The organism is Desulfamplus magnetovallimortis, from assembly GCF_900170035.1.
Taxonomy (GTDB): Bacteria; Desulfobacterota; Desulfobacteria; order Desulfobacterales; family Desulfobacteraceae; genus Desulfamplus; species Desulfamplus magnetovallimortis.
The window spans coordinates 295486-317196 of record NZ_LT828540.1 but is presented as its reverse complement, the minus strand read 5'-3'; the positions used below and the strand labels follow the sequence as shown (position 1 = coordinate 317196).

Annotated in this window: 18 protein-coding genes and 1 pseudogene; 16 read left to right on the top strand and 3 right to left on the bottom strand. The window is 39.5% G+C overall.

Annotated features, from left to right (window positions below; genetic code table 11):
* Positions 1–475: 475 nt before the first annotated feature.
* The 12 genes and pseudogenes from MTBBW1_RS29350 to MTBBW1_RS01255 form a co-directional block, all read left to right on the top strand.
* Positions 476–769, top strand: a pseudogene (locus MTBBW1_RS29350) (TIM barrel protein); the annotation flags it as partial.
* Positions 770–843: 74 nt separating this feature from the next.
* Positions 844–1419: a deoxyribonuclease IV gene (locus MTBBW1_RS29345; protein ID WP_342743878.1), complete on the top strand. Its 576-nt coding sequence runs from the start codon at positions 844–846 to the stop codon at positions 1417–1419.
* 383 nt (positions 1420–1802) lie between these two features.
* On the top strand, positions 1803–2246 hold the full coding sequence (rpsF, locus tag MTBBW1_RS01300; RefSeq protein ID WP_080798045.1) for a 30S ribosomal protein S6: 444 nt from the start codon (positions 1803–1805) through the stop codon (positions 2244–2246).
* A 1-nt stretch (position 2247) separates the two neighbouring features.
* Entirely contained in the window at positions 2248–2499 is a 252-nt protein-coding gene (gene rpsR, locus MTBBW1_RS01295) for a 30S ribosomal protein S18 (protein WP_080798042.1), read from the top strand.
* A 194-nt stretch (positions 2500–2693) separates the two neighbouring features.
* Complete coding sequence (locus tag MTBBW1_RS01290; protein ID WP_080798040.1) at positions 2694–3659, top strand: DUF2232 domain-containing protein; 966 nt, start codon at positions 2694–2696, stop codon at positions 3657–3659.
* An 80-nt stretch (positions 3660–3739) separates the two neighbouring features.
* On the top strand, positions 3740–4195 hold the full coding sequence (rplI, locus tag MTBBW1_RS01285) for a 50S ribosomal protein L9 (protein ID WP_080798036.1): 456 nt from the start codon (positions 3740–3742) through the stop codon (positions 4193–4195).
* A 209-nt stretch (positions 4196–4404) separates the two neighbouring features.
* A complete protein-coding gene (gene dnaB / locus MTBBW1_RS01280; protein WP_080798032.1) occupies positions 4405–5787 on the top strand; it encodes a replicative DNA helicase in 1383 nt (460 codons plus the stop codon).
* 272 nt (positions 5788–6059) lie between these two features.
* Positions 6060–7268 (top strand): DegT/DnrJ/EryC1/StrS family aminotransferase, encoded by a 1209-nt coding sequence (locus MTBBW1_RS01275; RefSeq protein WP_080798029.1) that lies wholly within the window; start codon positions 6060–6062, stop codon positions 7266–7268.
* Positions 7269–7298: 30 nt separating this feature from the next.
* Positions 7299–8366 carry an iron-containing alcohol dehydrogenase family protein gene (locus tag MTBBW1_RS01270; protein WP_080798028.1) on the top strand — a complete coding sequence of 356 codons (1068 nt, stop codon included), beginning with the start codon at positions 7299–7301 and terminating at the stop codon, positions 8364–8366.
* Between the two features lie 30 nt (positions 8367–8396).
* Entirely contained in the window at positions 8397–9149 is a 753-nt protein-coding gene (kdsB, locus tag MTBBW1_RS01265) for a 3-deoxy-manno-octulosonate cytidylyltransferase (RefSeq protein ID WP_080798026.1), read from the top strand.
* A 52-nt stretch (positions 9150–9201) separates the two neighbouring features.
* The gene (locus MTBBW1_RS01260; protein WP_342743877.1) at positions 9202–10185 is read left to right on the top strand and encodes a glycosyltransferase; all 984 of its coding nucleotides are present in this window, start codon (positions 9202–9204) and stop codon (positions 10183–10185) included.
* The gene (locus MTBBW1_RS01255; protein WP_080798020.1) at positions 10151–10342 is read left to right on the top strand and encodes a glycosyltransferase; all 192 of its coding nucleotides are present in this window, start codon (positions 10151–10153) and stop codon (positions 10340–10342) included. The genes MTBBW1_RS01260 and MTBBW1_RS01255 overlap by 35 nt, the downstream gene beginning before the upstream one ends.
* A gap of 225 nt (positions 10343–10567) precedes the next feature.
* Here MTBBW1_RS01255 and MTBBW1_RS01250 read toward each other — a convergent pair whose 3' ends face one another.
* Complete coding sequence (locus MTBBW1_RS01250) at positions 10568–11320, bottom strand: enoyl-CoA hydratase/isomerase family protein (protein ID WP_080798017.1); 753 nt, start codon at positions 11318–11320, stop codon at positions 10568–10570.
* Positions 11321–11523: 203 nt separating this feature from the next.
* Positions 11524–13371 (bottom strand): acyl-CoA dehydrogenase family protein, encoded by a 1848-nt coding sequence (locus MTBBW1_RS01245; RefSeq protein WP_080798014.1) that lies wholly within the window; start codon positions 13369–13371, stop codon positions 11524–11526.
* A gap of 701 nt (positions 13372–14072) precedes the next feature.
* Here MTBBW1_RS01245 and MTBBW1_RS01240 point away from each other — a divergent pair.
* The 3 genes from MTBBW1_RS01240 to yjjJ all read left to right on the top strand — a co-directional run bounded on the left by MTBBW1_RS01240 (position 14073) and on the right by yjjJ (position 18753).
* The gene (locus MTBBW1_RS01240) at positions 14073–14942 is read left to right on the top strand and encodes an RpnC/YadD family protein (protein ID WP_080798011.1); all 870 of its coding nucleotides are present in this window, start codon (positions 14073–14075) and stop codon (positions 14940–14942) included.
* Positions 14917–17184 (top strand): helicase-related protein, encoded by a 2268-nt coding sequence (locus tag MTBBW1_RS01235; protein ID WP_222423964.1) that lies wholly within the window; start codon positions 14917–14919, stop codon positions 17182–17184. Before MTBBW1_RS01240 ends, MTBBW1_RS01235 begins: the two co-directional genes overlap by 26 nt.
* A gap of 264 nt (positions 17185–17448) precedes the next feature.
* A complete protein-coding gene (gene yjjJ / locus MTBBW1_RS01230) occupies positions 17449–18753 on the top strand; it encodes a type II toxin-antitoxin system HipA family toxin YjjJ (protein WP_080798008.1) in 1305 nt (434 codons plus the stop codon).
* 56 nt (positions 18754–18809) lie between these two features.
* On the opposite strand, the gene MTBBW1_RS01225 is transcribed toward yjjJ, so the two are convergent.
* A complete protein-coding gene (locus tag MTBBW1_RS01225) occupies positions 18810–20912 on the bottom strand; it encodes a response regulator (RefSeq protein ID WP_080798004.1) in 2103 nt (700 codons plus the stop codon).
* Between the two features lie 251 nt (positions 20913–21163).
* On the opposite strand from MTBBW1_RS01225, the gene MTBBW1_RS01220 reads away from it, so the two are divergent.
* On the top strand, positions 21164–21634 hold the full coding sequence (locus tag MTBBW1_RS01220) for a hypothetical protein (protein WP_080798001.1): 471 nt from the start codon (positions 21164–21166) through the stop codon (positions 21632–21634).
* Positions 21635–21711: the final 77 nt, after the last annotated feature.

Here is a 21711-nt window from a genome sequence, read left to right as displayed (position 1 = left end):
CTGATGCCCGCCACAATCGAAAAGATGAAAGTCATTTTAAAAACAGGCTGTTACCGAGACTTTCATATAAACGTACATGGCTGATGCCCGCCACAATCGAAAAGATGAAAGTCATTTTAAAAACAGGCTGTTACCGAGACTTTCATATAAAACTTGTCCATTTACCTCACACCCCAGCACCCTCTCATAGACTTGCGAGGGGGAGTTTGGGAAAGTTATTTCAGACTCATTCCTAAATCAACGGGCTCATTAATAATTTCAGAATTTAACTTTCTATCAATATGCATGAAATATAACAGCCATTAATATATATCAAGAAAAATAATGGCCGAAAATAAAATCAAGCCCCCGAAAAATCAAATGTGTTTTCACGGTAAACGGGCATGATTGTGTATCAATCTCCCCCAAATATAATAATGATAGTCATTTTTACGGTAAAAACAATTATGAAGGAAAAGTGAAGGAGAAATAAAAAATGAAATTCATAGGAGCCCATGTCAGCGCTGCCGGCGGTGTCCATAATTCCCCTTTAAATGCCATAAAAATTGGAGCAACTGCATTTGCTCTTTTTACAAAAAATCAGCGCCAGTGGGATGCTCCGCCTTTAAAGGAAAGTGTCATATTTGCATTCAAAAGAAACTGCTCTGAGAATGGTTTTTCAGCAGAACAAATCCTTGCCCATGACAGCTATCTCATTAATCTTGGACATCCGGAAAATGCTCCCCTTGAAAAATCAAGAAAAGCTTTCATTGATGAGCTTACAAGATGCGGACAACTTGGCTTAACAACACTTAATTTTCATCCAGGCAGTCATCTTGATAAAAAAAAGGTAAACAGGCAAAGATTTCAGATTCAAAAGATAAAACTCAACAGGACCTTTCTGATAATATTTTTGAAAGTTCAGATTCCGAAAAAAGATGCCTTGCCACTGTTGCACAATCACTTAATATTGCCATCAGCAAAACTTCAGGAGATAATTTCGACAGACCTGTCTCCCTTGTTATTGAAAATACTGCCGGCCAGGGAACCAACATTGGATATCGTTTTGAACAAATTGCTGAAATTATTGACCAGATTGAAGATAAAAGCAGAGTCGGAGTTTGTGTTGATACCTGCCACGCTTTTTCAGCAGGTTATGATCTTAAATCAGAGGCAGGATATGAAAAGACATGGAGTGATTTTGACAGAATAATCGGTTTTAATTACCTAAAAGGCGTTCATCTTAATGACTCTAAAAAAGATTTTGCCTCACGGGTTGATCGTCACGAAAGTATTGGAAAAGGAAGCATCGGTATTGACCTTTTCAGAAGATTAATGGAAGATAACCGTTTTGACAATATACCACTTATACTTGAGACCCCTGATGATTCCCTGTGGGCTGAGGAGATTTCATTGCTTAAATCCTTTATCATCAGTTAGTAGGTATCTTTCATATGATATAAAAAGTATATCACCTGCAAAAGCAAGAGGTTATGAAAAAGCCCGCCCGAAGGGCACTAAGTTCTTTTGGTACGCAGCCATAAAAAAATCTTGACCAAAATTAAGTTAAAATGATATTGTCGCTGATTTGTAATACAGCCTCCATTGACACTGTTCATTAAAAGAACAATATCTGTGGCTATACCATGAAAATTACCCATTATGTTTTTAATAATAGGGGGGTCGATAAAAATTCATAGGTGTTGTCGATAAAAATTCGACCATGAAAAGGTTTGGCTGCTCAAAGCATAACCGGAGGCATTTTTAATCCTTGCTCTGATTTATGAAAAAGTCAGGGCTATATTATCCGCAAGGAGACGAGTATGAGAAGGTATGAAACTATTTTTATTGCCGATCCTGACCTGCAGGAAGGCGCAAGAAAAAAACTTTTTCAAAAATTTACAAATCTGCTGGCCCAGGAAGGTGGTCTGCTTGTAAAATTTGAAGATTGGGGTAACAGAAAGCTGGCTTACGAAATAAAGAAAAAAAGCCGTGGTCACTACATCTGCATGACTTATGGAGGCTCAGGAAGTGTTGTCAATGAGCTTGAGCGTAATTTCCGTCTTGATGAAGGCATCATGAAATTCATGACCATTCTTCTTGAAAAAAGTGTAAATGTAAAAGATCTTGAGGATGAAATTGCGTCAGGCCCGGAAGACAAGATAACATCAAGGCAATCAGATGATGATGATTCTTCTGACGCTTCCGACAAAGACTATGATGACGATGAAGATGAAGATGCTGATGATGTAGAGGAGGAAGAATAACATGGCCTTTCAGAAAAGAAATACTAAAAAAAGATTCTATCAACGCCGTAAAGTATGCCGGTTCTGTGCCGATTCAACACTTGAAATTGATTACAAAGATTCTAAAAACCTCAGATCATTCATCACTGAGAGAGGAAAAATAATTCCAAGAAGAATTACAGGCACCTGCGCCAAACATCAGAGAGCTTTGTCAAATGCCATCAAACAGGCAAGAACTATTGCTCTTCTGCCATATGTAGGCAAACTGAGCTAAAACAGTTTTTCAAATATGCAACAGTGCTTTTACCTGACCTGAACGGGGCAGAACCCTACCTGATTTCTACAAGTCAGAACTTTTTCTGACCTGATCAAGGCAGAACCAAAGAGGCTTTTCCAACACTCTTGTCTGAAAGGCACTAATATTTTATATTAAGAAACTAATGACAAAATAATTTCAGTGGAGTTAAATTGAATTTGACCCGGCAGGATAACAGAGCAAAATTATTCAAAGATGTGATTTCAGGTGTTGTTTTCTCATCAATTATAATATTTGTGACTTTATTTGCTCCTGTGCTGGGGTTTTTTATGGCAGTGATTCTGCCGATGCCTGTACTCTATTACAGGCTGAAGCTTGGAAGATTGCCCGGAATTATAATTGCTTCCGGAGTACTTCTTGTAACAGTAATGGTTATTGGCGGACTTTCAATTGATATTCTGTTCTATGCTGCCCTTATTATGATAGGCCTTGTGCTTGGGGAATCTCTTGAACAGCATCTTTCAATTGAAAAGTCTCTTTTTTTCACTGTTTTTTCAACTGTTTTTCTATCTGCATTTCTGTTTTTTATATATGCAGGTTCAGCGGGAAGCAGTGTTCTGGAAATGGTAACATCCTATGTTGCGGCTAATCTCAAGTTAACCCTCTCCATATATCAGGATATAGGAATACCCCAGGAAAACATTGAACTGATTGACAGATCCATTGATACCATTAAATATGTTCTGGTCAGGCTTGTTCCAGCCCTTATGATAACAATGCTCACGTTTATTACATGGATAAATATCCTTTTTATTAAACGCATTTTGAACAGAAAAGGTATATATCTTAAAACACTTGAGAATCTTAACCGGTGGAAAGCTCCTGAAAAACTTGTCTGGAGTGCCATTATATGTGGTGTACTTCTGATGCTTCCCTGGACAGGCGTAAAAATAGCAGCACTTAACTGCATTCTAATATTAATGCCTGTCTATTTTTTTCAGGGAATTGCCATAATGTCATTTATCTTTGAAAAAAAGGGATTCCCTCCGGTACTAAGGTTGTTTATATACACCATTATAGCCATACAGCAGATATTTATCCTGCTGATTGTTGGAATAGGCTTTTTTGATACATGGCTTAACTTCAGAAAAATAGAAGTCATGACCGACCATGAATGAAAAAATTAAAATCTGCTCACACTGAATACGATATAATTCAAATCTGATATTTTCAGGTTGAACCTTTTTCGGAGGTTAATATGAAAGTTATTTTAAAAGAAACAATAGACACATTAGGCATTGTTGGAAGTGAATGTAATGTCGCTCCAGGATATGCCAGAAATTATCTTTTCCCCCAGGGAAAAGCTATAGAGGCAACTCCACAGAACCGAAAGATCATTGAACAGGCACGTCTTAAATTTGAACTTCAAATTGCAAAAGAGAAAAAACTTGCCCAGGAAATGGCTGAAAAGGTTAAAAATATCGAATGCACCATCAAGGCAAAGGTGTTTGAAGAAGTTCGCCTTTACGGCTCAGTGACAACGCATGACATCAAGGCAGCCCTTGATGCTCAGAATGTAACCATTGAAAGACGCTCCATCCTGCTTGCTGAACCAATCAAACTTGCTGGAGAGTATAAGGTTCCTGTCCGCCTTTACAAAGATGTTGAACCTGAAATCACTGTAAAGGTAGTTCCGGAAGAAAAAACTGCCTGATTCAACTTTGACTAATTGACTTGTCTATTGATTAATTGGCTTGACTATTGATTAATTAAGTTTACTTTTGATCAGTTGATTTCACTTATCAGTTGATTTCACTTATCAGTTGATTTCACTTATGACCAATTGATTATTATTACCCCGCTACTGCTATATTAAGCTTTCAGCGGGGTTATTTTTTTTATTTTATGATATACGGTGACAATATGCCTTCTTCCCTCCCCAAAAAAATTATGGACCCTCTCTTAGAAAAAGTTCCACCCCATGATATAGATGCTGAAGAGGCAATTATCAGTGCGGTTTTAATTGATAATGATACACTCATTGATGTTCTTGAGATTCTAAAGCCAGAGGATTTTTATAAAAAATCCCACGAAAAGATATTCAAGTCCATAGCTGAGCTTTTTTCCAGGGATGAACCTGTTGATCTTGTAACTGTTGCCACACGCCTTAAAGAAAAAGAAGAGCTGGAAGATATTGGCGGTTCAGCTTTTCTTGCTGCAATTGCAGATGCAGCCCCAATGGCTGTTAACGCTGTTCATTATGCAAAAATCATCAAGGGCAAATCATCTTTAAGATCCCTGATTCAAAGTGCATCGGCAATTGTTGAACGCTGCATGAAAGACAGGGGAGATTTTGAAGATATAATAAGCTTTGCAGAAAATGCTGTGTTCAGAATTTCTGAATCAAAAAACACCAAATCATTTTCCAGTCTCTCTGATCTTATCAATATCAATATTGACATGCTGGAAGATCGCCAGGGAAAAAAAGGTGGCCTTCTGGGTCTGACAACAGGCTATGCTCAACTTGATGCTTTAACATCGGGGCTTCAAAAATCTGACCTTATTATCCTTGCAGCCCGACCAAGTATGGGAAAAACAGCTTTTGCCCTTAATATTGCCCGTAATGTTGCAGTTGAAGAGCGTGTACCTGTGGCAATTTTTTCCCTTGAGATGTCCCAGGAACAGCTCTCCATGAGACTTTTGACTTCTGAAGCACGCATTGACTCCACCCGTCTTAAGAGTGGTTTTATAAGTGTTGATGATTTTCAGAACGTAACCAATGCAGCGGGGCTTCTAAACGAGATACCTATTTTCATTGACGACACTCCAAATATAACACCCATGGAGATAAGGGCAAAAACCCGACGCCTTAAAATGGATAAAGGACTTGGCCTGATTATAATAGATTATCTTCAGCTAATGAAAGCTCCCTTTAAGTCAGACAGGCGTGACCTTGAAATTGCTGAAATTTCACGTTCATTAAAGTCACTTGCAAAGGAGCTTAATATCCCTGTCATTGCACTATCCCAGTTGAACCGAATGCTGGAACAACGCTCGGAAAAACGCCCACTTCTATCCGATCTTCGAGAATCAGGAGCCCTTGAACAGGATGCAGACATTGTCTCCTTCATCTATCGTGATGAGGTATATAACAAAAATGAAGACAACCCAAGCAGGGGAAAAGCTGAAATCATTGTGGCCAAGAACAGAAACGGTTCAGTGGGAACTGCTCACATGGCTTTTCTTGGTGCATACACACGATTTGAAGAGCTTGCACCTGATGCACCATATCAGGCATTTGAATAGTTGAAGCGGTAACTGAATAGTTGAAGCGGTAACTGCACGCAATGAGTTTTTTATAACGTACATGTCAGTCAGATCCATCTGCCACACGAAGCATGAAATGCCTAAAGAACCTTAAAAAGTGTAAACCGGCAAATGAAGGATGGCAAATTATTAATGTTTGATTGTGAAATCCATAAAAGCTTGAATAGTATCAAGTTTGTGTTATATAGAACTTGATTGGAAAACATAACAATATCAAAAAGTATAGATTTTTAAAAATATGGGAGGCTCTGATGCCTGGTTTTGAGCTCTTTGGAGACAGGGAAAGAAAAGAAGTAATGGATGTCCTGGAGACAGGAGTCCTTTTCAGATATGGGTTTGACAATGCCAGAAAAGGACACTGGAAAGCTGCAACTTTTGAAAAAAAACTATGTGAAAAGAGCGGTGCAAAATACGCTCATCTCTGCTCAAGCGGCACTGCAGCTCTTTCAACAGCACTTGCTGCCTGCGGCATTGGAGCAGGAGATGAAGTTATTGTCCCTCCTTTTACATTCGTTGCGACATTTGAAGCAATTTTGAATGCTGGTGCTGTTCCTGTTTTTGCAGAAATTGATGAAACCCTATGTCTTGATCCTTCAAAACTTGAAGAAGTTATCACAAGTCGAACCCGTGCTGTAATACCTGTTCACATGTGCGGTGCAATGGCTCAAATTGATGAAATTCAATCTTTTTGCAAAGCCCACAACCTTGTCCTGATAGAAGATGCATGTCAAAGCATCGGAGCTTCTTTTAATGGCAAATCACTTGGTACCTTTGGAGATATGGGATGCTTCTCATTTGATGCTGTCAAGACAATAACATGCGGTGAGGGAGGCGGTATCATAACCAATTCTAAGCAGCTTTACGACCTTGCCCATCAATATTCAGATCACGGACATGACCATCTTGGCGGAGCTGACAGAGGCGCTGATGATCACCCCATACTTGGTGCAAATTACCGTATAAGTGAACTCAATGCCGCTGTTGGGGTTGCACAGCTCTCCAGACTTGATGCAATAATCGAAATCCAACGCAAAAACAAACAGGAGATAAAAAATGTCCTTGCCCTGTTTAATGATGTTTCATTCCGTCAATTGCCCGATCCGGACGGTGATTCCGCAACCTTTATCTCTTTTTTTCTGCCAGATGCAAATCGTGCACAGCAAATTATGAAAGCATTTGCAGCCAACGGAGTTGACGGCTGCTTTTACTGGTATAACAATAACTGGCACTATCTGCGACACTGGCACCATCTAAAAGAGATGAAAACATCTGCAAAACTTCCACTGCAACAAATGAAATCCATATCCCCTGATATCATACCTGATTACAGCGCCCTGAGCCTTCCTCAGTCAGATTCCATAATGCAGAGGACAATATCAATGCAGATCAAACTCTCATGGAGCAACAAGGAGATAGAAGAGAGAATTGAATCAATAAAGAGTGCATTTATAGCTGCATGATAACCATTTTTTTCTAATACAGGAAAACCCATGATAAAAAATTTTAGAACTGTTCCCAATATAGTATTTGGCAAAGGCTGTTTCTATCAACTTGACAATATCATTGACAAAAGAAGACAATACACTGATTCGTGGGTTGCATTTCTTGTGGATGATGTTTTTGTAGCAACGGAACTTGAAAGCCGTATTCCCCAGCATGATGACGATCTGCTTATATGGGTCAATGTGGATGACGAACCTAAAACAACATATGTGGACAGACTTACCCTTGAAGTTCATAATCATTCCAGGACCCTTCCATGTGCAGTAATAGGTATTGGTGGGGGCAGCACCATGGATCTTGCCAAGGCCGTTTCTTTGATGCTTACAAACTCTGGGTGTTCCCATGAGTACCAGGGGTGGGATCTTATAAAAAACCAGGGTATTTATCATATAGGCATACCAACCCTGTCAGGCACAGGCGCTGAAGTATCCAGAACAACGGTGTTAACAGGTCCTGAAAGAAAACTTGGTATAAATTCTGACTACACAGTTTTTGACCAGGTAATACTTGATCCTAATCTTATAAAAGATGTACCCGGGCTTCAGAGATTCTACACAGGAATGGACTGTTACATCCACTGTATTGAATCTCTTCAGGGAACTTTTATTAATACATTCAGCCGTGCCTATGGTGAAAAGGCCCTTGAACTTTGCCGGAATGTATTTCTGGATGATGAGCCTGAATCAGAAGAGAAACTTATGATGGCATCATATTTTGGCGGAATGAGCATTGCCTATTCACAGGTGGGTGCCTGTCATGCCCTCTCATATGGCCTTTCATACATACTTGGCACACGGCATGGAGTTGGGTGCTGCATAGCATTTGACTATCTTGAGGAGTTCTATCCGGAAGGTGTAAAGGAGTTCAGGGAGATGATGAAAAGAAATTATATCAATCTTCCGCGAAATATTATTTCAAGGGTTAATGAAGAACAACTTGAAAAAATGATCAGCGTGGCATTAAGCCTTGACCCTCTATGGGAAAACTGCCTTGGAAAAAACTGGAAAGAGATAATGACAAGGGAAAAGGCAAGATCTCTTTATCTTAAAATGTAGCAAGATTTTTAAATGTAGCGGGATATTTTAATGAAAGTTACGGCAATTATTCCATCCAGATATGGATCAAAGCGACTTGAAGGGAAACCTCTTATACCGGTTGCAGGAAAACCAATGATCCAGAGGGTGTATGAACAGGCTCTCAAATCCAAAGCCATTGACAGAGTTATTGTGGCCACAGACGATGATCGGATATTCAGTGCAGTAGGTGACTTTGGCGGTCAGGCTCTCATGACCCCCTCTTCTCTGCGTTCCGGTACAGACAGGGTGGCCTTTGCAGCCAATATGCTTGAAGTTGCACCGGATGATATTGTTGTAAATATTCAGGGAGATCAGCCCATATTTAATCCGGTATGCATTGATGAGATGCTCGCCCCATTTTTTGAAAATGGTGCTAAACTCCAGGGGATCTACATGACAACCCTTGCCTGCCGGATTGTCAATCCAAGGGAGATTACCGACCCAAAAGATGTCAAGGTGGTTATGGATAACAATGGATATGCCCTCTATTTTTCAAGATCCCAGATTCCATTTCCAAGAGATAAAGAGGATAACACCGAAGATATCGCTTACTATAAACATCTTGGCTTTTATACATATACAAAAAAATTTCTTGATACCATAACTACCCTTTCAGACGGGACATTGGAAAAAATTGAAAAACTCGAACAATTACGAGTACTTGAATATGGTTATGCCATCAAGGTTGCCATAACGGAACATGACTCGCCCGAGGTGGATTTGATCGAAGACATTCAACGTATTGAAGCCTTACTCATATGAAGCAACATTTACCATAATGCATCGTTATCAACGCCTTTAGGACTAACTTTAAATTCGGCCTTATTCATATGAAGCAACAGCTTACCATAATGCACACCACCTGCCATACCAACTGGGGGGGCTTGAAAAAAGGGTTTTCAATGAATCCCGCTGGATGGAGGAAAAAGGTCACACAATTGTTATTGCAGCCCCCCCGAATACTCCCCTTTCCCGAAAAGCTATCAGCAGAAAGTGGCAATACTTTCCTGTTCAATTTACATCCCGAACAATGCTGAAAGATTTTCTTACACTTAAAAAACTATATGTAAAAATTAAACCCGATATTCTAAATACCCATGGCAATAGTGATTCAAAGGTTGCTCTTGCAGCAGCATATCAAAGCCCGATTCCATGCAGTATCCTCTCAAGGCACATAAGCGCTGATGTTTCCCCTACATGGTACAACAAACTATTGTATCAGAAACTCTGTACGCACATATTTACAACAGCAGATTATACAACCCTGCATCTGAAAATTGCCCTGGAGCTTGACGGGAACAAGGTCATAACAATCCCAAGCGGCATTAATCCACCTGTTCCTCTTCCTGACAGGGACTCTTCTATTAATGCCCTTACCAAAGAATTAAAGGTTGCTCCTGATGCCAAATTTATTGGATATGTGGGGCGTGTTTCAATTGACAAGGGAGTCATGGATATCATCAATGGATTTATTTCTGTTGCAGAAAAGATTCCAGGATATCATCTTGTTATTGTGGGAGATGGAGAAAAGGGTTTTCTGGACGATCTTGACAGTAGTAGCAGGGCACTCATACGTAAGCACTCATCTATCATTCATTTTACAGGCTTCAGGGAAAACACATGGCCATATTACAGTGCTTTTGACTGCAAACTTCTTGCAAGCAGAGAAGTTGAAGGGATATCACAGTCAATTCTTGAAGCCATGTTCTCCCTATGCCCAGTGGCAGCATCACGGGTTGGCGGAAACATGGATATCATCAGCCATGGAGAGAGTGGAATACTTTTTTCAGGCCGGTAATCCAGAAGAGATTGCCGACACGATAATGCATATTATTAAAAACAGTACCGAGAGAGAAAAAATGGTGGAAAATGCATTTAAAAAAGTCCTGAAAAACCATACCATTGATTCAATGGGAGAGCGTATCCTGAAGATCTATTCTCATTTCCTGTTGTAACTTGATAGTTTATACTCAAAATCGACACCTATGATCTTTTAAGTTTTGTCAACACTTTCTGAATCAGGATTCCCCAGATTAACAGGATAAGAACAGGATAAGGCAGGATTATCATCCTGAACATCCTATCCATCCTGGTTATCCTGGTTCAGACAACTGCAATAACTTCTGAAAAAGCAATAAAATGTCTATTTTGAGTATATAAGGGAGTTTGCAGAATCTAAATCACTTTTCAGGATTTACATGCATTCCAAAGGCAATCATCATCTGATTTCTGTCTTCCATCTGAAGAACTGCTTCAAGGCCGCCTGCGTCAATATTGATATTGATGGCCTCCTTGGTCATTCGGATACCGAGAGGATTTTTGCTGCACATGACATTTGCAATTTCAGTGGCTGTCTCAATCATTTTTTCTTTGGGTACAAGGCGGCTTGCAAAACCAAGGTTCATGGCCTCCTTGTCATCCATCCAGTTACCGGTCAGAAGATATTCGTTTGCTCTTCCGGAGCCTATGAGACGGGGCAGAAAATAGCTTGATGCCATATCAGCCCCACCAAGACCAATATTTATGTATGCTGCTGAAAACTTTGCCCCCACCCCCAAAATCCTGATATCCGATGCCATTGCAAGGGAAAATCCAATACCTGCTGCTGCACCGTGAATACAGGAGATTACAGGCTGAGGAATTCTTCTTAAACCAAGCATGAGACGTGACATCCTTGCCTGTGCATTATAGGCATCCCAAGGCTTCATCCTGAATATTTCAGGGCCGAATGATTTCATGTCAAGCCCTGCACAAAAACCTTTGGCATCTCCGCCATCCAGAATAATCACAGAAACACTTTCATCATACATCCTCTGTGAAATGAATTTTTCAAACTCAACAACCATATCTTCATCAAAAGCATTGTAGTTGTCAGGTCTGTTAAGTGTCAGATATCCTGTTCTTCCTTCTGTTCTGTATATAAGCCGACTCATGAAGTTTTACTCTCCTTAATGTTTTTATATGAAAGTCTCAGTAAGTGGCTGTTTTTAAAACGACTTTCATCTCTTCGATTGTGGCTATCATCAGCCATGTACGTTATAAACAGGCATGATTGATTACGTATTAATCAGCCCCAAATATAAAAATAATAGTCATTTTCACGGTAAAATGATGATGCCCGAAATCTCATTGATTTTCAGAAATTAGTAAAACACTCTTTTTCCATCTCAACAGTCAGATTATCCCCATCTGTCAACCTTACCGCAATGGCGCGCATTTTGGGAAGTTCATAACGAAAGAAATAATTCATTGCATAAATTTTTCCTTTATAGAAAAAAGCATCCTTTCTGGAACAGGCGGCAGAGTCAGAAAGTGCTTTTTGAGCTGCAACTCCCTGAATGAGCCACTGCCATGAGATAGCGAGAATACCGAACATTTCAAGAAAAAGTGTGGCATCTGCAAGATAGTGATCAACACCTTTTTTATGCATAACCTGTAAAAGAAAAACCATGACCTCCTCAAGGCATTTAACTGCATCCTCAAGTTTTGATGCATGAAATTCCAACTCCGGAACAGAAGATGCCGATTGAATGGTTTTTTTGACCTCATTAATAAACAGGAATGCTGCCCCGCCCTCTTTCATTATGATCTTTCTTCCCAGAAGATCCATTCCCTGAATTCCGGTTGTACCTTCATGAATGGGATGAATTCTTGAATCCCTGAAATATTGCTCAACCGGAAAATCATCACAGTAACCATAACCCCCAAAACATTGAATGGCCTGGCTTGTGGCAAGAATCCCCTGCTCTGAAGGCCAGGTTTTGGCAACTGGTGTAAGAAGATCCAGAAGAAGAGAGTATTTCTCTTTTTCCTCTCCTTTGGTGACCTTTTCAAGATCAGCATAAAGGCAGCATTGAATGATTAGAGACAAAGCACCTTCAACCACAGATTTCTGAAACAAAAGCATACGTTTAACATCAGTGTGTTCAATAATTGAAATCTGTGGGCTTGAAGGATCTTTCTGGGTGATGGGTCTGCCCTGGGGTCTTTGTAAAGTGTAGTCAAGTGCAGCATAATAGGCAGCAGTTGCAATGGCTGTGGCTCCCATTCCAACGCCAAGTCTTGCTTCATTCATCATCTGGAACATCTGGGCAAGCCCTCTGTTGGGTTGACCCACAAGCCAGCCAAAACAATCATCCTTTTCACCCATGGAAAGCTCTGTAATAGGAGCGCCTCTGTAACCAAGCTTGTGATAGATGGCTGCAACCTTGACATCATTTGGAATGAGTCTGCCTTTTTCATCAACCCTTTTTTTGGGCACCACAAAAAGAGAAATACCCTTTGCTCCTGCGGGAGCACCGTCAATTCGTGCCAGCATCAAATGTATGATGTTTTCTGCTCCATCATGATCTCCTGCTGAAATAAAGGTCTTTTGACCCTTGATTTTATAGACCTTCCTTATATCAGACTCTTCAGATCCGCCCTTCTCTGAATTTGTTAAAGGGTATGCGGTGGTTGTAATATCAGAAAGCGAACTTCCTGCCTGTGGTTCTGTAAGGGCCATGGTTCCCTGCCACTTGCCTTCAAGCATCATCGGCACATATGCTTCAATCAATTCCTCGGTACCAAAGGTTGTGATAAGCTCTGCCGCACCTGCGGTAAGTTCCGGATAGACACTTGCTGAGTAATTTGCAGAAGCAAAGATAAATCTTGTGATACCGGTTATGGATACAGGAAGCTGATCCCCGCCATGGGACTCGGGAAAACCTGCTGATATCCATCCCCCCTCTCCATATGCTTTCATGAGTTTCTTAACAACAGGATGCACCCTGACCTCTCCATTTTCAAGGCAAGGCTCATTTTTATCCATCTCTCCAAGAACCGGATACAACATTTTGTCGGCAAGTTTCAGTGCTGCATCAATGATCATTTGAAATACTTTTTCATTGTGGCTGCTGTAGTATGGATATTCTGTAAGAGATGGCAGATTAAAGACATCTTTCATCATAAAACGTATATTTCTTTCACTCATAAACTTTGACATATGTTTCTCCTGGCTATTGTGCTTTCAAGGTGTAACTGTAGGGAGTATTATCCTCCCTCTCTTTTGGCTGAAAACTTGATTATTTTGGAATATCTATAAAGAAGAAAGAGAAATGTCAACAGAAAAATGAACGAACGTTCGTTTTATAAGGTTTAGGATACTATTATTGTCCTGGTTATCCTCATTCAGACTAAGGTTTAGGATACTATTATTGTCCTGGTTATCCTCATTCAGACTAAGGTTTAGGATACTATTATTGTCCTGGTTATCCTCATTCAGACTAAGGTTTAGGATACTATTATTGTCCTGGTTATCCTCATTCAGACAAATGCAAACTCTCTGCTAAAAACGCAATAAGATGTCGATTTTGAGTAAATAGCATGTTATACTTATAAACTTTTTGACGTTTGTATGTGTGTAACTTTCTTCTTCCATGGAAATTAAAAATAGGCAGTACCGCAAAAGTCACTCATAAACACTGTTTTGAAAAGTTAATCCAAAACTTGGCTTGTGTTGTGTTCAGTTTAACATTTTCAAAATTCAATGTTTTTTGAGACGCAAACTATATGTCGATTTTGGCTGTATATGGGTAAAAAAGTGAGTTTTGCGGTACTTCGAAAATAGATTTGTAAATGCTTTAATTCACTGATACTGATTACCAAACGGGTATGAATAAGTCAGAAGAAAGGAAGAGCAAACCCATGAAAAACCCTAAAAAACATGATGCCTTGATGAAATGGCTAATCGCATCATTTACTGAAGAATTTTTTGCACACTATTTTCCAAAACGATCAATTGGAGAATATACCTTTATAGATAAGGAATTTATCAGCAAGTACGAAGCCTTGAAAGAGAGTCTTAAAGATGATCTTTTCCTTGTAATGGAAGTTGAGATAGATAAAGTTTTCCATGATATTGTGATTCAGATTGAAAATATGAGCAAACGGGTTGATGTATCCTCCCGGATATTTGAATATTTTTGTTATGCCTGGCTTTTAAGACAGCGTCCTGTGTGGAGCATTGTTGTATATACTGATGATGCTGTATGGAGAAAAGATATCCCTGATACTTTCTGGTATGGTTTCAGCGATAAAATGGAGAAACAGCACTGCCACTTTGACGTGATCAAGGTAAAATCTCAAAAGAGTTCAGAACTTGTGCAAAAGCATTCACTCATGTGTAAACTTCTTGCTTTAAAGGCTGATGACAGAGGCATTGACAGGGAATATCTTGTAAGAGAGATTTATAAGGCCGTCGCCAGAATGGAAGCTCTGCTTGATAATGATAAAAAACTTTTGATTGAGCAATGGGTCAGTGCCTATAAACAATTACCGGAAGAAATAGTGGAAAATATTAAAAAGGAGGTCAAAATGAGCTTTACTGCAACTACAATATCAGAACATTACATCAATGAAGGCATGCTTAAAGGGAAAGTTGAACTGCTTCAATCATTATTCCATAAGGGTATGCTCACAAAAGAACAGTTTAAGGAAATGCTGGAATCCATAAAAATGCAGGCAGGAAATATTGAAATAAATAGCTTGAGTGAAAAGAAAAACAAACAGGTTTAACGTGATAAATCGTTTCTCATCAATAAGGGAATCCATAGCGGATTCACTTTTAAATCGTAGCTTAACGAATGCAAAATCCTATGACAGAATAGCCGGATTTTTTCGATCTTCAATTTTTGAAGTAGCTGGAGAAGCTTTAGAATCAGTTTCCGGTAAAATCAGGATTGTTTGCAATTCCGAACTATTGGCAGAAGATGTGCGTACAGCTAAACTTGCCAATGCTTCAATGAGAAAAGAGTGGTGCGAGGGGAAACCGGAAGAGCTTGAAAATGCGGCAAATCGTTTTAAAAGGCTTTATGAATTTTTGAAGTCCGGCAAAATGCAGATACGGGTTTTACCAAATGACAAATTTGGATTAATTCACGGAAAAGCCGGTGTGATTACATTGGAGAATGGAGAGAAAAGATCATTTCTCGGCAGTGTGAACGAATCAAAAACAGCGTGGAAAATCAATTATGAACTTGCCTGGGAAGATGATTCAGAAGAAGCTGTGAATTGGGTGCAGGAAGAGTTTGATAGCTTGTGGAATGATATCAGTGCCAGGGATTTGAGTGATTTTATCATTGAAGACATTAAAAGGATTTCAGAGCGGGTAGAAATAGATGAAGTTGTAAAATGGAAAGAGGAAAAGAGCCAAGCAGCAGCAGTTGCTGTGGAATCCCCTGTTTACCGTGAACATCTGGGTTTGTGGGAGCATCAGAAATATTTTGTGGATCTGGCGTTAAGAGACCATAAGAAAAGCTTTGGAGCAAGATATATTCTGGCGGATCAGGTTGGTCTGGGCAAAACGATTCAGTTGGCAATGGGTGCCCAGTTGATGGCGTTGTATGGTGACAAACCTGTTTTGATAATTGTACCAAAAACCTTGATCTGGCAATGGCAGGACGAGATGAATGCCCTTCTTGATCTGCCGTCGGCAGGGTGGGACGGTCGGCAGTGGATAGATGAAAACGGTCTTAAATATCCCAATAGAGGCAGGATTGACATTGTTAAATGTCCAAGAAGGATCGGCATTATATCACAGGGGCTGATCTCTTTGGGTTCGGAAACAGCACAATATTTATTAAAGCGTGAATATGAGTGTGTGATTGTGGATGAAGCTCACAGGAATCCGTTTATCCGCCACGTTGTAAGACGTGAAAGATCATATTTAGAAAACAAAATTGACCCCATAACAAATGAACCTTACCTCCAGAGAATCAATGTGGAACTGCACGGAGAGAGTGAAGAGGAAGCATTAATTTTGACCGGTTATATGAAAGATGCTTATGAGCTGGCGGAAGATTTTTGCAAGCTATTGGGCCAGAGAGTCAAGAGTGCCGGTTTTTTCAGAACTTTGTTATTGAAACGTATTGGATCATCTTTGGAAGCAGGAAAAAGAACAGGTCAAAAAATGCTGAGAGAATGGGGGGACGGTTTTGACGAGTTCTCTGATGAGCAGGACAATGAAGAAGAAACAACAGATACAAAACAAATTGAATTAAAGAATCTTACTGCGGAAGAAAAAGAGTTGTTAAACGCTTTTGTAGCTGCTTTGGAGTCTAATCAGGCAACTGATCCAAAGTTCCTGAAAACCGTTGAGCTTTTAAAAGATGGCTGGAAAGAAAAAGGCGTGATCATATTCTCTCAATATTATGACACTGCCTTTTGGGTTGCAGATAAATTATCGTCAGAATTTCCATCGGTTGCAATTGCCCTTTATGCCGGAGGAGATAAATCAGGTGTTTTCTTTAACGGCTATTTTAAAAAAGAGTATAAAGACACAATCAAAGCCGGTGTAAAATCCCATAAATATAAAATTTTAGTTGGTACGGATTCCGCATCTGAGGGTCTTAATTTACAAACACTTGGCACATTAATTAACCTGGACTTACCATGGAATCCCACGAGACTGGAGCAGAGAAAAGGGCGTGTTCAAAGAATCGGACAGATAAATGATACAGTCCACATCTACAATATGAGATACAAGGATTCAGTGGAAGACAGGGTTCATGATTTGTTATCAGAACGACTGAAGAATATTACCAGCATTTTTGGGCAATTACCCGATGTTTTAGAAGATGTCTGGATTGAGGTGGCAAAGGGTGAAATTGAGGAAGCAAGGAAAATCATTGATAGTGTACCGGATAAAAATCCATTTGAAGTAAGATATAACCAAAATGTTTCCAATATTGATTGGGCGTCTTGCAGCAAGGTGTTAAATAATCGTGAGAAACGAAGGTATTTTAAGGTGAGTTGGTGAATAAGATACTTAACGTTAACAAGTGGCTGTAATAACAGGATAACCGGATCTTTTTGATCTTCAATTTTTGAAGTCCGGCGAAATGAAGATACGGATCACTGAATCATTAATGATACATGTATAATATTTTAGACAAAACCAATTATTTATCGGAATAAGCATTAATATAATTCAATAAAACTTTGATTTTATTTTAATAATAATGATATTTATCTATTGGCCAATCTATTGATTTGTTATTTTTAAGAGAAGTTTGTATGAGAAATGGAATCCATTAAAGAATACCTCAAAAGAGGCCCAGCAAAATCAAAGGAGATTCAGGCATATACCGGATTGTCCCAAGGTTCGATTTCCACTAAATTGAAAGCCATGGGGGATAAAATCGTTCGGATTCAAGATGGGCGAGCTCCCAGATATGCCATGTCCAGAGAGGCTTTTGGAGGTGGAAATAGAATACCAATTTCAACGGTTGATCTGTCTGGAAACAGCTCCATTATTGCCTATCTCAGGCCTCTTTTGCACGGTGGATTTTTTGTAGAATCAGTAAAAGATACACCATCTGTATTGCTGGGCGATAGCCTAAACGGGCTTTATGACGATCTTCCCTATTTTCTATATGACTTACGGCCTCAAGGTTTTCTTGGAAAAAAAATTGCGGAAACCATGGCTTCATTGTCTGATGGGTTTCCGAAAAATCCTGAAAGATGGAACAGTGAGCATATTGGTAAGTTTCTCATGATCAATGGGGATGACATGCATGGCAACATAAGACTTGGAGAATCATTACTATTACGCATTCCCCAAAAAACAACGCAATATTCAAGAGATGAATATCAACAGCTTGCCCAAAATGCCATTGCCGGTGAGGTACCGGGCTCTTCGGCAGGTGGTGAGCAACCCAAATTTGCAGTATATTGCAAGGAGTGTTTATCACATGTTATCGTAAAATTTTCCCCGACTGAAAAAAATGAGATCGCAGAAAGATGGAGAGATATTTTAATTTCAGAATACCACGCAACAAAAACTCTCCAGAGTTATGGTTTCTCAACATCAGATGTTGAGCTGTCGGAGATTGACAATCAGCTTTTTCTTGAGTCAAACAGATTTGACAGACATGGAGCCATTGGCCGCAGTTCAATGATATCTCTTCGGTCAATTGATAGTGAATTTGTGGGATTAGGGGAAAACTGGCCTGCAGTACTCAAAGCTCTGGCTGAGCGAGAGCTGGTAAAGTGGGATCACGTTTATGAGGCAGAGGTGCTTTGGCATTTCGGCCATTATATCAATAATTCGGATATGCACCTCGGTAACATCAGTCTTGCCATTGATGGAGATGGTTTTCGACTATTGCCGGTTTATGACATGTGCTCAATGGGTTTCGCCCCGACACCTGGCGGGCATCTTCGGCCATACGCATTTAAAGAGTATGACCCTGAACCTTTAATCATCAATCGTGAGGTTTTGATGGAAACAAAGGAAATGGCATATGAATTTTGGGAAAATCTCAAACAAGATCTTTTGATCTCTGAAAAATTAAAAAAGTTTTTAAAATTGAATCCCATGGGTTAAGGGTCAGAGTCCCCCGAATATGGTGGAGATAAATGGGCAAGTTATTACAGAAATGTTCATGAACTGCTTGAATTCAAAGCTGTTCCCGAACTGTTGGAAAGAACAGTGTAAAGTACATCAAAAAACGTTTGCGGCTTAAACGGTTTTGTCACCACAAAATTCATTCCGGCATTAAGGCAGGCTCTTTCCTGTTCAGGCTCGGCATGTGCTGTCATGGCAATTACAGGGATAGGTTTTTTCCCCTTGCGAAATTTTTCAATGGATTGAAGCAGTGATAAAGAAACAGATTTTTCATCTATATCATATAAGTCACCATTTTCACATGCCCTCAGCAAACGGGTTGCCGTAATTCCATCCATGACAGGCATGGAGATGTCCATTAAAACAACATCAAAATCCCTTGTTGAGAGGGCTTCAAGTGCTTCACTGCCGTCCCTTGCTTCAAAAACATTGTGTCCCCGCATCTCAAGCAATTTATTTGCAAGAAAAAGATTGAAATCAGTATCATCAACCAGCAACACATTTAGTGAAGGCATATCATGCCGTGATTTTACCTTTCCATCATCCAATTGACCTTCAACTTCACAATCAACTTGACCTTCAACCTCACAATCAACGTTACTCTTTTTGATGCATTCTTCTTTGTTACCGGCAGTTTCAATAAAGCACTTTATCTCTTTTAATGTCAGAGGTTTGGGGATAAAGCGTGGAGAGATATGGCCTGATTCTTCATCTTTATCAAGTAAAAGGGTTGATGAGTGCAAAAAAGCAACAACTGCTGCTGAACTTTCAACCAGGTCTTTAAAAACAAATTGGATACTTTTTGCAGTAATGCCGGTGCTCTCGTGGTCAATAAGAAAAAAATCGTAGATATTACTTTGTTCAGCAGCTTCATGAAGTGCCTTACGTGCGTCACTGATATTTGTCACAAGTTTTACTGAACAGTTTGCTTCAGCAAGAAGATCGCTCAACATAGCTCCGGATGGTTCAAGGGTATCAAAAATCAGAACTCTGTTTGCTTGCTGATCTACGCTCTCTTTCTGGTCAATTAAAGATATCCCTTTTTTAAGGGGTACTGTAAAATGAAATTCACTGCCGCACCCGGGTTCACTTTCAACCCATATCTTTCCTCCCATAAGTGTGGTCAGGTGCCTGGAAATGGTAAGTCCCAGACCTGTCCCTTCATATTTTTGGGTCATTTTGTTATCAAGTTGACTGTATGCTTTAAAAAGCCTTTTTATCTGATCCTCAGGAATGCCGACTCCGGTATCTTTGATTAAAAAATGGTACCATAAAAAATCACCATCAGGTTCCTGAGTATAGGCTTTTATGAGTACATAACCGCTCTTTGTAAATTTGATGGCATTGCCTGCAAGGTTAACAAGTATCTGTCGCAGGCGCATTCTGTCGCCAACAACCCATACAGGTGTTTTCGGAAGAATATGTGATAAGATTTCAAGTTTCTTTTTATGTGCATTTACTGTCAATGTGCTTATAACTGCTTCCACTGTCTCCCTTATATTAAAGGTCTCATCTTCAAGCTCAATTTTTCCTGCTTCAATTTTTGAAATATCCAGAATGTCATTTATAAGTGCCAGCAATGCATTTGAAGAGTCCCTGATTATTGTCAGAAATTTTCTCTGTTCCATATCAAGCTTTGTGTTCAAGGCAAGTTCGGTCATACCGATAATGGCGTTCATGGGGGTACGTATCTCGTGACTCATTGTTGCAAGAAAATCACTTTTTGCTTTGCTGGCTTCAATAAGTGCATCTTTTGTCCATTTCAATTCAAGGTGATTTTTAATTCTTGCCTTCACAATATCAAGATTAAATGGTTTTGTAATATAATCAATTGCCCCAACAGAAAGCCCTTTCTGTTCATCTTCTTTATGGGCCTTTGCAGTAATAAATATGACAGGAATACCTGATGTTCCGGAATCATTTTTTATTCTTCTGCAAACTTCATATCCATCCATTTCAGGCATCATTATATCAAGAAGAACAAGGTCAGGAAGCTCTGTGGCAACAAGGTAGAGGGCATCCCTGCCACAGGTGGCAACCCTGATATCATATTGAGGAGAAAGGGCTTCACCAAGAACTTCTATATTAACAGGTGTATCATCAACTATGAGTATTTTTCCTTTTTTGTCTTCTTTCATCTGCAAAAAATATCCTCTTCAATGTACAATACTTTCAGTTTCATTTTATCAAAAAAAAGATACCATATCCTGACTAATATGGATATAATAAATATGTAAAAAATCAGGGCATCATTCATTTCCCGCTTTACACTTTCCTTAAGAGGTGTTCCCGTTTTTCAGGAATATTGCTCTGGAAAGTTTAAAGTACTTTGATGGCTGTATGAAGGATGCCAAGTTAAAAACCTAAAAAACTCATAAAAGAGGTTATTATGGATAGAGAGCAACTTGTTAAAACAGCACAGAAAATCCAGCCTGCAACTCAGGAAGCATTGCAAGAGTGGCAAAACAAACGGGAACTTCTTGTAAGTGAACTGAACATGCGTATGCAGGCCCGTGAAGATATTCTTCAAATGACAGGAAAGGAGAATATTGCAATGATGCTGGACAATCACAGCAATCACGCCCGTTATGTCGAGACAATACTTGCCTTTCCGGATGCTGAAAATCTTGTTGAAACAGTTTTGTGGGTCTATACAACCTATCGTTCCCATGGTTTCAATGCATCATACTGGCCGGCTCAGCTTAACAACTGGGTGGAGGTAATGAAAAATCATCTTTCACAGAAAACCTTTGATGAAATCTATCCGCTTTATCACTGGTTTATTGTAAATCAGGCTGCATTTGTAAATCTTACAAACGAAAGTGTACAAAGATCAAATAAAAGTCTCCCGATAGTTTAAACTTGAAGAAGCACTACTCAAAAAGCCAAAGATGTCTATTGTGAGAAAATGAGAAGCACTACAATGCAAAGAGGAGA

Excerpts from the sequence above, each read along its gene's own strand:
- MTBBW1_RS01240 (WP_080798011.1), top strand. The coding sequence starts at position 14,073 with ATGAAAAACCCTAAAAAACATGATGCCTTGATGAAATGGCTAATCGCA.
- rpsR (WP_080798042.1), top strand. The coding sequence starts at position 2,248 with ATGGCCTTTCAGAAAAGAAATACTAAAAAAAGATTCTATCAACGCCGT.
- MTBBW1_RS01270 (WP_080798028.1), top strand. The coding sequence starts at position 7,299 with ATGATAAAAAATTTTAGAACTGTTCCCAATATAGTATTTGGCAAAGGC.
- MTBBW1_RS01250 (WP_080798017.1), bottom strand. The coding sequence starts at position 11,320 with ATGAGTCGGCTTATATACAGAACAGAAGGAAGAACAGGATATCTGACA.
- MTBBW1_RS01220 (WP_080798001.1), top strand. The coding sequence starts at position 21,164 with ATGGATAGAGAGCAACTTGTTAAAACAGCACAGAAAATCCAGCCTGCA.
- rplI (WP_080798036.1), top strand. The coding sequence starts at position 3,740 with ATGAAAGTTATTTTAAAAGAAACAATAGACACATTAGGCATTGTTGGA.
- dnaB (WP_080798032.1), top strand. The coding sequence starts at position 4,405 with ATGCCTTCTTCCCTCCCCAAAAAAATTATGGACCCTCTCTTAGAAAAA.
- MTBBW1_RS01225 (WP_080798004.1), bottom strand. The coding sequence starts at position 20,912 with ATGAAAGAAGACAAAAAAGGAAAAATACTCATAGTTGATGATACACCT.
- rpsF (WP_080798045.1), top strand. The coding sequence starts at position 1,803 with ATGAGAAGGTATGAAACTATTTTTATTGCCGATCCTGACCTGCAGGAA.
- kdsB (WP_080798026.1), top strand. The coding sequence starts at position 8,397 with ATGAAAGTTACGGCAATTATTCCATCCAGATATGGATCAAAGCGACTT.
- MTBBW1_RS01245 (WP_080798014.1), bottom strand. The coding sequence starts at position 13,371 with ATGTCAAAGTTTATGAGTGAAAGAAATATACGTTTTATGATGAAAGAT.
- MTBBW1_RS01255 (WP_080798020.1), top strand. The coding sequence starts at position 10,151 with ATGGAGAGAGTGGAATACTTTTTTCAGGCCGGTAATCCAGAAGAGATT.
- MTBBW1_RS01275 (WP_080798029.1), top strand. The coding sequence starts at position 6,060 with ATGCCTGGTTTTGAGCTCTTTGGAGACAGGGAAAGAAAAGAAGTAATG.
- yjjJ (WP_080798008.1), top strand. The coding sequence starts at position 17,449 with ATGGAATCCATTAAAGAATACCTCAAAAGAGGCCCAGCAAAATCAAAG.